Annotated in this window: 9 protein-coding genes; 7 read left to right on the top strand and 2 right to left on the bottom strand. The window is 61.5% G+C overall.

From position 1 onward, the window contains the following. The first annotated feature begins 52 nt into the window (after positions 1-52). From Q3C01_RS00170 to Q3C01_RS00195, 6 genes are all read left to right on the top strand, one after another. The gene (locus tag Q3C01_RS00170) at positions 53-1351 is read left to right on the top strand and encodes an ABC transporter substrate-binding protein (protein WP_458142906.1); all 1299 of its coding nucleotides are present in this window, start codon (positions 53-55) and stop codon (positions 1349-1351) included. Positions 1352-1370: 19 nt separating this feature from the next. Then, entirely contained in the window at positions 1371-2420 is a 1050-nt protein-coding gene (locus Q3C01_RS00175; RefSeq protein ID WP_458142908.1) for a carbohydrate ABC transporter permease, read from the top strand. Then, complete coding sequence (locus Q3C01_RS00180) at positions 2417-3466, top strand: carbohydrate ABC transporter permease (protein ID WP_458142910.1); 1050 nt, start codon at positions 2417-2419, stop codon at positions 3464-3466. Before Q3C01_RS00175 ends, Q3C01_RS00180 begins: the two co-directional genes overlap by 4 nt. Before the next feature lie 16 nt (positions 3467-3482). Then, positions 3483-4556, top strand: coding sequence for an ABC transporter ATP-binding protein (locus Q3C01_RS00185; protein ID WP_458142911.1), 1074 nt, complete (start codon positions 3483-3485; stop codon positions 4554-4556). A gap of 51 nt (positions 4557-4607) precedes the next feature. Next, positions 4608-6989 carry a glycoside hydrolase family 31 protein gene (locus tag Q3C01_RS00190; protein ID WP_458142912.1) on the top strand — a complete coding sequence of 794 codons (2382 nt, stop codon included), beginning with the start codon at positions 4608-4610 and terminating at the stop codon, positions 6987-6989. A 507-nt stretch (positions 6990-7496) separates the two neighbouring features. Continuing rightward, entirely contained in the window at positions 7497-8558 is a 1062-nt protein-coding gene (locus Q3C01_RS00195; RefSeq protein WP_458142913.1) for an alpha/beta hydrolase family protein, read from the top strand. A 106-nt stretch (positions 8559-8664) separates the two neighbouring features. Here Q3C01_RS00195 and Q3C01_RS00200 read toward each other — a convergent pair whose 3' ends face one another. Then, complete coding sequence (locus Q3C01_RS00200; RefSeq protein WP_458142914.1) at positions 8665-9144, bottom strand: MarR family winged helix-turn-helix transcriptional regulator; 480 nt, start codon at positions 9142-9144, stop codon at positions 8665-8667. A gap of 559 nt (positions 9145-9703) precedes the next feature. Between Q3C01_RS00200 and Q3C01_RS00205 the strand changes: the two genes are divergently transcribed. Then, positions 9704-11191, top strand: a complete 1488-nt coding sequence (locus Q3C01_RS00205) for a porin (protein WP_458142915.1) — start codon at positions 9704-9706, stop codon at positions 11189-11191. 228 nt (positions 11192-11419) lie between these two features. On the opposite strand, the gene Q3C01_RS00210 is transcribed toward Q3C01_RS00205, so the two are convergent. After that, on the bottom strand, positions 11420-12517 hold the full coding sequence (locus Q3C01_RS00210) for a Gfo/Idh/MocA family protein (RefSeq protein ID WP_458142917.1): 1098 nt from the start codon (positions 12515-12517) through the stop codon (positions 11420-11422). Positions 12518-12533: the final 16 nt, after the last annotated feature.

A 12533-nucleotide genomic window follows, 5' to 3' on the forward strand; every position in this document is an offset into this window, starting at 1 on the left:
CAAACGTTTGCCAAACTAGCCCTAACAACCAAGACTTCGCCGGGAGGACGCTATGAGAACTGTTATCCGACACGCCATCAGCGCCTCTGTGCTGGCGGTCTGCCTCCTGGCGGGCGGTTCGGGCGTTCATCCCGCCGCGGCGCAGACCGTCCTGCGGATGACCTGGTACTCGGACGGCAACGAAGGTGAGGTGATGGCCGATCTCCTCCGCCGCTTCGAGGAAAAGAACCGCGACATCCACGTCGTTCTGGATCAGGTGCCGTTCAAGGCCATCAACGAGAATCTGCCGGTGCAACTTGCCTCGGGGCAGGGGCCCGACATTGCCCGCGTCAGCGACATGGGCGGCCTTGCCCGCTATATGCTCGACCTGCGCCCCTACTTGAAGAACGCCGACTACTGGGAAGCGAATTACGGTCCCTTCCTGCAGTGGATGCGGGTGCCGGGCGACACGTCGTCGATTCCAGGCTTCATGACCCAACTGACCGTGACCGGTCCATTCGTCAACAAGACGCTGTTCGAGCAGGCGGGCGTCGCAATGCCGGGTCCGAAAGCGTCCTGGGAGGACTGGGGCAAGGCGACAAAAGAGGTGGCGGACAAGGTCCAGGCGCCGTTTCCGATCGCGTTCGACCGTTCCGGTCACCGCTTTTTCGGCATGGCGATTTCGCAAGGCGCAGCCGTGTTCGATGGCAAGGGGCAGCCGGCGATCATCGACGACGGGTTCAAGCGCGCGGCCAAGCTGATCTATGACTGGCACAACAGCGGCGTGATGTCGAAGGAGCTATGGGGCTCGGTGGCGGGGGCGACCTACCGCGGAGCCAACGAGGAATTCAAGAACGCCCAGGTCGTCATGTATGAATCGGGCTCCTGGCAGATCAGCCAGTTCGACAAGACGATCGGAACGGCGTTCGACTGGGTTGCGGTGCCGACGCCGTGCGGGCCGGCGAACTGCTCCGGCATGCCGGGCGGTGCGGCGCTCGTCGGGATCAAGTCCACCAAGCATCCCGAAGAAGTGGCGCGCGTGCTCGATTACCTCGCGAGCGAGGACGTCGTCGCCGAGTTCTATGCCCGCTCCCTGTTCGTGCCGGGCCATCTCGGTCTCGCCCGCAAGGGCCTCGACTACAAGGATGCGTCGCCGGTTGCGAATGCCGCGCTCAAGGTCTTCAGCGACGGTGTCAATCAACTCGCGCCGGCGGCCAATCAGTTGCAGGGCTATCCGGCGAGTCGCGTCATCCTCAACGCGGTGATCAGCCGGCTCGGCCAGGCCGTCTCCGGCGAGATCACACTCGATGAGGCCTATAAGCGCATCTCGGGCGACGTCGAGCAGCAGCTCGCCGAGCGCAACAAGAAGTAGGCGCTGGGCGCATCGCGGCATGACCGATTTGCCAACTGGCATTGAACCGCAGGCCGCGCCGACGGTCTCGCTGCTCGCGCGCTTGCGCCGCGCGGCCGAGACGGCGCTGAGTGCGGTGTGCGGCAACCTGCTGCGCCTCGTCGATCGTCCAATGCGCCTGTTGCAACGGCTCATCGGCGAGCGGCGAATGGCCTATGTCTTCCTGCTGCCGAACCTCGTTTTCTTCTCGTTGTTCGTGTTCGTCCCGCTTGCGATCGATCTGGTGTTTTCGTTCACCGGCGGGGAGTCGCTGTTTCCTTCGGAGCGACCCTATGTCGGGACCGATCAATACGCCTATCTGTTCGACTGCGGCTCCTTCTTCGATCCCGCGTCGTGCCGGGTCGATCATTTCTGGCGCGGCGTTGCGAACACGCTGCGTTTCACCATCTTCCAGCTCGTATCCATGGTGACGTTTTCGCTCGTCACCGCGCTGGTCCTGAACATGCGGATCCGCGGCCGCGGCTTTTTTCGCGCGGTCTATTTCTTTCCAGTGCTGCTGTCACCGGTCGTGGTTGCGCTGGTCTGGAAATGGATACTGCAACGCGACGGCCTGCTGAACGCCGGGCTCACCACGATCGGGGGGCAGAAGGTGCTGTTCTTCGTGGATCCCGGCTGGGCGATGTTCTGGTCGGTTTTCGTCTCGGTCTGGGCGCATATGGGCTTCTACACGCTCATCCTGCTCGCGGGATTGCAGGCCATTCCAGCCGATCTCTACGAAGCGGCGCAGATGGACGCGACGCCGCGCTGGCGCGTGTTTTGGCGGATCACGCTGCCGCTGCTCTGGCCGAACCTCATCGTGGTGATCGTGCTGGCGCTGATCCGCGGCGTGCAGACGTTCGATGAGGTGTTCGTGTTGACCGGCGGCGGACCGGGGACCGCAACGCTGATGATCGTGCAGTACATCTACGAGACTGCATTTGCCAGCCAGGTGCAGAATTTCGGCCTCGCTGCGGCGGCTTCGATCGTGCTCGGCGCGGTGCTGTTTCTGCTCACGCTGGCGCAGTTGTCTCGTACCCGGAGCGCCTCATGAAGCCAATTCAGCTGCTGCGCGCCCGCCGTCGGAGCGGGCACTGGCATTGGACCGATATCGCCGCCTATGCCTATCTCGGGCTCGGCGTCGTGCTTATGTTCGGGCCCGTCGTGTGGCTGGTCCTGTCCTCGTTCAAGACCCAGGCGAGCCTGCTGGAATTTCCGCCCTCGCTGCTGCCGCTGTCCCAGCAGGAAGTCAGAGTGCAGGGCTTTCCGCAGCCGCTGCCGCTTTTTGCAACCATCCTCGACAATGGCGAGCGTCGCGAGCTCGCGCAAATCAGGCGCATCGGGCTGGTCGCCCAGATGGTCGATCCGGCCGATCCCAAGCAGCAATATCGCGTGCCAATCGCCAAGCTCGCGCCGGTTCGGCACCTGAGTTTCGTGACCTCGAACTACACCGAGCCGCTCCAGAAATTCGCCTTCACGCACTATCTGTGGAACTCGGTGTTCGTCACGACGATCGCAACTCTGATCACACTGCTCATCAATTCGATGGCAGCCTATGCTCTTTCCATCTACGAATTCAGAGGCAAGACCGTCGTCATGCTGATGGTGATCGGTACGCTCATGATCCCGATCACTATCATCCTCGTGCCGGTCTATCTCGTCGTCACGAAACTCGGCCTCGTCAATTCGCTCTGGGCTGTCATTCTTCCGGGTGCCGCGACGCCCACAGGCGTTTTCCTGTTGCGGCAGTACATGCTGACGCTGCCGCGGGACCTCATCGAGGCGGCGCGCATGGACAAGGCGAGCGAATGGCAAATCTACTGGCGGATCGTCATGCCGCTGGCGGCACCGGCTCTGGCAGTATTGGCCATCTTCTCCATCATGTGGCGGTGGAACGAGTTTCTGTGGCCGCTCGCGGTGCTCACCAAGTCCGAATCGTTCACGCTGCAGATCGGTCTCAACGCCTTCCAGGGTGAGCTGCAGACCCAGTGGAATTATCTCCTGGCGATGACGGTGGTATCGCTGATTCCGGTGGCTCTTGTCTTCGTGTTTCTGCAGCGCTTCATCGCCACGGGAATAGCCAATACGGGGATGAAATGATGGCGGGGATGTCGTCATGGCTGGCCTGACTCTCAAGGGCGTCCGCAAGGCCTACGGAACGATCGCCGTGATTCACGGCGTCGATCTTGCGATCGCGGACGGCGAATTCATCGTCTTCGTCGGCCCGTCCGGCTGCGGCAAGTCGACCTTGCTGCGCATCATCGCCGGGCTCGAGGATGTGACCGACGGCGAGATTGCGATCGACGGCCTCGACGTCACGCGCGTGCCGGCGTCCGACCGCGGGCTCGCCATGGTGTTCCAGTCCTATGCTCTCTATCCGCACATGACCGTCTACAAGAACATGGCCTTCGCGCTCGAGAACATGGGTCTTGCCGGTACCGAGATCGACGCCCGGGTTCGGCGCGCGGCCAAGATGCTGCGCCTCACCGAGTATCTCGAGCGCAAGCCGAAAGCACTGTCGGGGGGACAACGGCAGCGCGTGGCGATCGGTCGCGCGATCGTCCGCGATCCCAAGATCTTCCTGCTCGACGAGCCGTTGTCCAACCTTGATGCCGAACTGCGCGTCGCCACCCGCAAGGAGCTTGCGGCGCTGCATGCCGAGATCGGCGGCACCATGATCTACGTCACTCACGATCAGGTCGAGGCGATGACCATGGCAGACCGCATCGTCGTGCTACGCGGCGGCCGCATCGAGCAGATTGGTACGCCGCTCGAACTGTACAATCGGCCGGACAATCTCTTTGTGGCCGGATTCATCGGCTCGCCGCGCATGAACCTGCTGCCGGTGCAGGTGGTATCGCCGGGGTTGGTGCGCGTCGGCGAGGCCGGTCAACCGATCAAGATAACGACGGGCTCGGTCGCTGCGGGCACATCAGCGACGCTCGGCGTGCGCCCCGAGCATATTACGCTCGCCGCAGACGCCGCTGATCTGACACTCACCATCGACCTCGTCGAACAGCTCGGTGGCGACACGTATTTCTATGGCAGCGCGCCCGGCTTGCCGCAGATCACAGTGCGCCAGAACGGCCAGGCGCTGCGGGGGCGCGGCGAGACTCTTCCGGTTCGTTTCGAGCCGGCCAACCTTCACCTGTTCGACGCCGAAGGGGCTGCCGTTCGGCCCGGCCGCTGAATCCCGAGGGCAGGCGACGATAGAACAAGACCAATGATGGAGTGCTGAGACATGAAAGCCCTGGTTGAGGGCCGCTATCGCGGTTGCGAAGGCGGAGCCGCAGTGTTCGACGTCGGGCAGGGAGCCACCGTCGCGGTGCGTATCCTCGAGCACGATCTGGGCCGGGTGACGCTGCGCCGTGCTGGCGGCTTTCGACTTGATCGCGGCTGGTCGCTGGCGCCTGGCGGCATCGAGCCGCCGTATGGGGGGCGCGATCGCGACGACTTGTCGGGCTTCGCCAATCCGCCGGTGACGGTGACTGTGGGCGAGGGTACCATCAGCGTAGCGGCAGCGGGGCTCATGGCCGAGGTCACGCTGCGTCCGTTCGGGGTTGCCTGGCGACGCGAGCACGAGGTCGAGCCATTCCTGCGCGACCGACCGACCCAGGCCTATTTTGTCTCCAACAAAACCCCAGCCATCGCGCACATGACGGCGCGTCACCCGGACGAGTGCCACTACGGCCTGGGCGACAAGGCGGGCCCATTAGATCGCACGGGACGACGCTTTGCCATCGACGCAGTAGACCCTTGCGGCTTCGACGCCGAGCTGAGCGATCCGCTCTACAAGATGCTGCCGTTCGTCATCGTCGATGGGCCGCAAGGCGCTCACGGCATTTTCTATGACAATCTCTCCACCGGATCTGTCGATCTCGGCTGCACGATCGACAACTACCATGGCACGTTCCGGTCTTATCGCGCCGATGACGGTGATCTCGACTTCTACGTGCTCGCGGGGCCCGGTGTGCGCGAGGTCGTGCGTCGTTTCTCCTGGCTCACAGGGGGCCAGGCCTTTGCGCCGCGCTGGTCGCTCGGGTTCGGTGTCACGTCGATGGCGATAGCGGATGCGCCCGACGCGGACAGGCGAGTTACGGAATTCATTGCCGACTGTCGCCGCCACGCCATCCGTTGCGATAGCTTCCATTTTGGCTCCGGCTATACCTCGATCGGCGGGCGGCGGTACGTATTCAACTGGAATCACGACAAGTTTCCCGATCCATCCGCGACCATGACGCGGCTCGTCGAAGCCGGCATCCAGCCGGTGACCAACATCAAGCCGTGTCTGCTCGACGATCATCCGCGGCTCACCGAGGCCATCGACGCCGGCATCCTGGTGAAGGACAAGGCGACAGAAGCTCCAGCCGTCGCGCAGTTCTGGGATGGCGTCGGCTTTCACGTCGACTTCACCAATCCCGACGGGCGCCGGTGGTGGCGCGCGGGCATCGAGCATGCGCTGCTCGATCATGGCGTCGTTTCCATGTGGAACGACAACAATGAGTTCGAGATCTGGGATGAGGACGCGGTTTGTGCCGGCGATGGCCGTCCCTTCGCCCAGGCGCTGGCGCGCCCGGCGCAGGCGTTGCTGATGACGAAGCTTTCCTTCGAGGCACAGGCCGACCGATCCCCGTCACGACGGCCCTATGTCATCACGCGTGGCGGGCCGGCGGGGGTTGCGCGCTATGGCCAGACCTGGTCGGGCGACAACGCAACCGCCTGGAAGACGCTGCGTTTCAATCTCACCCAGGGGCTCAATATGAGTCTGTCCGGGCTCTTCAACATCGGCCACGATGTCGGCGGTTTTCATGGTCCGCGGCCAAGCCCGGAGTTGCTCTGCCGTTTCGTCGAGTTCTGCGCACTCTGGCCGCGCATGATCATGAACTCGTGGAACGACGACGGCTCGGTCACTCTGCCCTGGATGCACGCATCCGTGCTGCCTCAGGTGCGCGCCGTGATCGGGCTGCGGCATCGACTGCTGCCCTACCTTTACACGCAGATGTGGCGCGCCAGTCGCGACCATGAGCCCGTGGTGCGTCCACTGTTCTGGGATTTCCCGGACGATGCGGCGGTGAGGGGCGTCGAGGACGCCTTCATGCTCGGCCCCGATTTGCTCGTCGCTCCTGTGCTCGAGGAGGGCGTCTCCGAGCGCCGCGTCCAGCTACCTGCGCATGAAGGTGGCTGGTACGACTGGCACGATGGTCGACACTTCGCCGGTGGTGGGACGGTGCAGGTCGCCGCGCCCTTGGGGCGCCTGCCAGTGTTCGTTCGCGCCGGCGCCATGATTCCGGTCGTTGACATCGATTTGGCCGGCAGTCCGGGTGAGCGGTCGCTTATGGTCTTCGGCGCGCCGGAGACGTATTCCACTGCCGATCTCTACGAGGACGACGGCGACATGACAGCCTGGCGCACGGATGCGTTGCTGTTGTCCCTTCGCTTGTGCCGGAAAGCCACCGGTCTGGAATTGACGGGAAGGGCGCAAGGCGATTTCCGTCCGGCATTCGACCGTTTGCGTGTGACGCCGGTCGGAGTGGCGGAGCCCCTGACCATCGGCGCGATCGAAGGGCCTGTTACACTTGAGTTGGGGGCGACTAGCGCGCCGCTGACACGAAAGCTTCCATGACGCGTCATGCCTAGTTGTGTGACAGCCTGTACAAAGGTGGCTTCCGCCATCTGAGGGGGGGCCGCGCCACGCCGCGTCGACTTGCCCGCCGGGCTCGGCAGCTTTTCCCGTAAGAATACCGCCCGCTCTTGCAAGGAGGGCTCGGGATGGGCATGGAAGTCTTGGGGCCACGTTGGAGAATGCCGAAGGGTTGATGCAATCCTGGAAGCTTGTATCGCGACGATTCATGGCTGGGCTTCGGGAAACAAAGTGAAACGATCCGGCCAATCTTGGTCATCGTTGCTGCATTCATGTCCGCCAACGAGGGTTGACCGAGCCGATCAAAAATCTAATCTTCGTTGGGTCGTGTTCCGACAATCCTAATAGACGTGCGCGTTTTGCCAGCGTCTCTTGCTGGCAAGTTCGCCTGCTCGCGAAATGGACAAGGGACGCGTTGAGGGGACAGTCGGGCGAATACTCAAGGAGGGGTGCTTATGCGAGTTGAAGAGCAGGCCTTCGGAGGGGGACATGGACGGCGATTGGTGGCCGCAGGCATCGATGACGAACGCCAGCGCCAACCTTGCAGATGTGCGGCGCGCTGCAGCGGCATTTCTTGACAATATGTTGGTTGCGGCTCCTGGAGATCGCGACCGCGGGATTCACAACTGGATGACGGTTGGTGATCGGTATCGGGATTCGGCCGAGCTCGCTATCAGGAAAAAGCTGCAAACGTCATCCAGTGAATCCTGGTTTTGCGCCCTGACAGCTTTTGAGGTGGCAAGAGAACTCGCCGAGGCAGGGAGTTCATCGAGCACCGCGCTTGAGGACCGGATCGAGGGTAGCCTCAGGAGTTTCGAGGCCTGTGAGCCTCGTCGCGTGGAGCGGGTAGAGATTGAGCCTTTTGATCAAGTGCGGCTTGCCGGGTGCTTTCTGCCCGCCGCGTGTCGCGCACGGCCTGCACCCGCGGTCATTTGCATTAGCGACGAGGAATCGTCCGTCGATACGATCCTGAGCCGGCTTCTGCCTGCGGCTGAGGGGCGCAATCTGTCGATCCTGGTTGTTCGAGGAGACGATGCATCAAGGTATCGTCTATTCGGGCCTGAAGCCTTCCTGGCGAGTTGGCTGAACTATTTGGAAAGCCGATCCGATGTCGATGCTGGCCGAATTGCTGTCAGCGGTGAGAGAATCGCCGCCAGTCATGCGTCGCGCATCGCTGCAACCGACCGCAGGATAGTTGCAGCTGTTTGTGATGGCGGACTTTGGACCGCGCTCCGACATCGAGCGAGCGTGGGCTGGATGACGGGAATGTGGGACCCGGCCCGCGACCGCGTGCAGAAGTCCAGTCTACAGTTGGTGCGTCGAATGCGGTGTCCGGTCCTGATTATGGCTGGCGGTCGAGCGATGGTCGACCAGCAGGATGCTCTTGAACTGCAAGCCGAGTGCAAGCCTGCCGGAGTGGATTGCTCCATTGCAATTGCTCAGAATTCGGGGCAGTTCGAAAACTTCGTCACCAAGGACAATTTCGTTCTCGATTGGCTCCAGCAAAAACTCGGACCGCATCGGCAATTTGAACCGATAACCTACCTGTAGCAGGCGGCCAGCAGCGAGCAGATCAAGTCCAAAGATGTCCGCCCTGTAGCTCGTTCGAGCTGGAGGCCCCGACGCATGATGCGCCGGTCAACAAGCTGCTCCACGTTCAGGAGATATCTATCGCCAGCAGGCGGGATGCGAGCCGCGCATTCTTCGCAATCGTCGCCAGCGAGACGTTGATATCTGCCAAGGCTTTCTCGTCGAACTCGTTGAACATTGTCGAGTTTAGAGCAAGTTTCCTCTTGGCGAGCTTCGCGATTTCGGCTTGTGCCTTGGCTGTAAGGGACATCAAGACATAACGCGCGTCGTCCGCACGAGTCGCTCGCGACAACAATCCGCCCTTCTCGAGACTCTTCGTCTGGTTGGTGACGAATGCCGGATGAATCCGCAACTTGCCCGCAACATCGATTCCAGCCACGCCTTGCCCCTCATCCAACTCTTCGATGGCCATCAAGATCAGCCATTGCGGTTCTGTGATGCCGAGGAGTTCGGCCCAGCTCTTATGGATATCCTCCAACTGGGAGTGGATCTCGACCACATTCCAGATGAAATCCCTGATTGCTCGGTCGAGGTTTTTCTCGATCATTTTTGAGTTCCAGCGAAGTTGGAGGACCAGAGCCCTTTAACTAGCTACTCTACTGTCATCTCAAGTGATTTTGCTCTCAGATATTCGTTATCCACGGCGGTAAAATGCCCAGTTTTCGCGGCTAGATAGCGGCAAGCATCGGCTTGAATTGAGACTTGAAAATATTAATTGATTGGAATAAGCATTATCGCGTTTAAGAGCAGTTCGAACTCCTCAATAGGGAGTTCCGAAACACCGCTTGTTAAACCTCCAAGGAAACCCTCGGGATGCCCCCCGAGGGTTTTTTGCTATCAGTTTCGATGCGACATCAGGTCAAATTTCTCCAAATTTAGTGGTGTTGCGCTGTTACAACAGCCCGCTGCGAACAGTTAATTGATTGCAACAATTAATTGAGCTGATTGTTTTGGTGAATTATATCGAACTTAGCGACGGAGGGGGGCACCCTTGAAGTCGTTTCCGCAACCGGAGATCGGGGGCGGACGAATGGGGAATTGAGGGGCCGGAGGCCGTGATCGTCGATCGCGTCCAAGTCGCCCAGCACCAACTTGGAGGTAAGCAAATGAAATTGACGAAGAGCCTTATGCTTGGCTCGGCGGCGGCTCTGATTGCCGTTGGCGGAGCGCAGGCAGCCGATCTTCCCGTGAAGGCCAAGGCCGTCGAATACGTGAAGATCTGCTCCCTGTACGGAGCCGGATTCTACTACATGCCGGGCACTGACACCTGCATCAAGTTCGGTGGCTACGTTCGTGCCGACACGACGGTGGGCTCGGGCGACTATAGCTTCATGCAGGGTAACGCCCAGGGCGCGAATAATCGCCTGACCAACTACTGGTACAGCCGCGCCCGTATGGACCTCACCGTCGATACCCGCACGGCGACCGAGTATGGCGTTGTGCGCACCTACGCGGACATGGTCTTCACTTGGGATACGACCTCGGTCAACAGCAGCAACCCGTCCTCGAATCCGGCGGTGCTCGGCGGTTCCGCCTCGCTCGGCCTCTACCATGCGTTCATCCAGTTCGCTGGCTTCACCTTCGGCCGCACGGTCTCGATCTTCGACGCTCCGTGGCAGAGCTATCCGGCTGGCGGTCCCGACACCATCCCGGGCGGCAGCAACAACGTGACCGGCGTGAACCAGGTTGCCTATACGGCTGACTTCGGCCAGGGCATCACCGGTTCGGTGGCCTTGCAGGATCTGACGACGGCGGCCGGTGGCCAGTCGAACCTTTGGAACGTGTCGTCGGGTACCGCGGCTCAGTTCGTGACGGGCGTCTACGGTGCCAACGATTGGGGTGGCACGCGTTCCCCCGACATCGTCGGTGCGATCCGCGTCGACCAGGCCTGGGGTCTGGCCCAGATCTCGGTTGCCGCGCATGACATCCATTCCGCTTACTATGGCAGCACCGAACTCACCGGTCATCCCGGTGACAAGTGGGGCTGGGCGGTTCAGGGCGCCTTGTCGATCAAGAACATCCCGACCGGACCTGGCGACAGCATCAACCTGCAGGCCGTCTACACGGATGGTGCAAGCCGCTACAACTTCCAGAGCCTGTTCCCGCAGAGCTTCTTCATGTTCAGCGGCACTGGCCTCGCCGGCGCCTACCAGAGCACTGGTTTCGCTGGCATTGCTGACGGCGTCTTCGGCACCGGCACCGACATCGAGACCGTCAAGACTTGGGGCTTCCGTGGTGGCTACACCCACAACTGGAACCCGAACTGGGCGAGCGCCATCTACGGTGGCTATGCTCAGCTGAGGTATGGCACGACGGGCAAGGCGCTGATCTGCACGAACTTCGCTGCGATCGCCGTGGCCGGTTCGACCTGTAATCCGGACTTCAACTTCGCGGTCATCGGTGTCAACACCGTGTGGACCCCGGTCAAGAACCTGGCGTTCACGGCTGACGTGAACTGGCAGCATCTGGACCAGAAGTATACCGGCGCCATCAACAGCCCGGGCATTGCTGCTTCGGCTAAGCCGGCAGCCGTGTATGAGCTGAAGGACCAGAACTCGGTCTCCATGCTCCTCCGCGCCCAGCGCAACTTCTAAGTTCGATCTCTCGATCGATCAGAGGACCCCGGCGGGTAACCGCCGGGGTTTTTCTTTGCGGACGTTCGGCGTAGCGAAGCGCGTTTGCGCACATACGGTCAAAGCTGTCGCTTCGTCGGCCGCGAGTGAACGTCCACGAACTCACCACGAGAGTTCAATGCTCTGATCGTGTCCTGCTCCATGCCGGGTTCGACGTGCCGTGACACGACTCCATCCGAGAATCAGTCGCTACAGGCGTACGACCTCGCCGCTGCGAATGCTGGCGTCGGCAGCAAACGCGATGCTTAGCGAGTTGATCGCGGCCTCGTGATGCTCGGACAGATCGATCTCGCCGCGGATCGCCCTCAGAAACAGTTGCTGCTCGCGTTCGCAGAGTTCCTGATGGTTTGGCTCGTCTTCGGTCGAGAGCAGTTCATCGGGCTTCGCGAAGTCGCGTTCCGAGTTCAGACCCGCGTGATGGATGCGAATCGCGTTGGTGCGCGTATGGGTGTCATGTTCCGCCGAACGCGCAGTCGCGTCCGTGCTTTCCTTTGCAACGATCGACACGCTGCCGTTCGGTCCGATAATGTCCTTCACGAAATGAGCGGTCTCGCTCATCATCGGCCCCCAACCAACTTCGTACCAACCAACCGATCCGTCTTCGAACACGATGTGAAGATGGCCGTAGTTGTACATGCTAGGTGCAATCTCGTCCGTGAGCCTCGCTCCGACCGCGTGCACCGTGATCGGCCGCGAGCGCGTCACCTGGCACATGATGTCGACATAGTGTACGCCGCAATCGACGATCGGCGAGGTCGATAGCATGAGCTTCTTGTGAACCTCCCAGAACGAGCCGGCCGATTGCTGGTTGAGATTCATGCGCATCACGAGCGGCTTTCCGAGCGTGCGGCCGATTTCGACGAAGCGCGACCATGACGGATGGACGCGCAGGATATAGCCGATCAGCAGCGCCTTTCCGCTCCCTCGCGCGGCTTCAACCACACTCCTGGCGGCCTCCAGCGTGTCGGCCAGCGGCTTTTCGCAGAACACATGCGCTCCTGCCGCGAAAGCCTGAAGAGCCATGACGGCGTGATGTTCGGTGTAAGTGCAAATCGCGACAGCGTCCGGACGCAGTATCGCGAGTGCCTCGTCGTATCGCTCGAAACGCGGCAGACCAGGAAACTCGGCCTCGAGGTCTTGGCGATCGGCCGCACGAGACGTGCAAAGGCCAACGAGTTCGAAGCCTTCGATCGCTCTGTAGGCGCGGGCATGACTGGTTCCCATGGTGCCGAGCCCGACCACGAGCACGCGGATGGGCTGCGTTGCCGACCAAGATGAAGAAGACATGGCTCAATCGCGTCCT

This window comes from Bradyrhizobium sp. UFLA05-109, assembly GCF_054185165.1.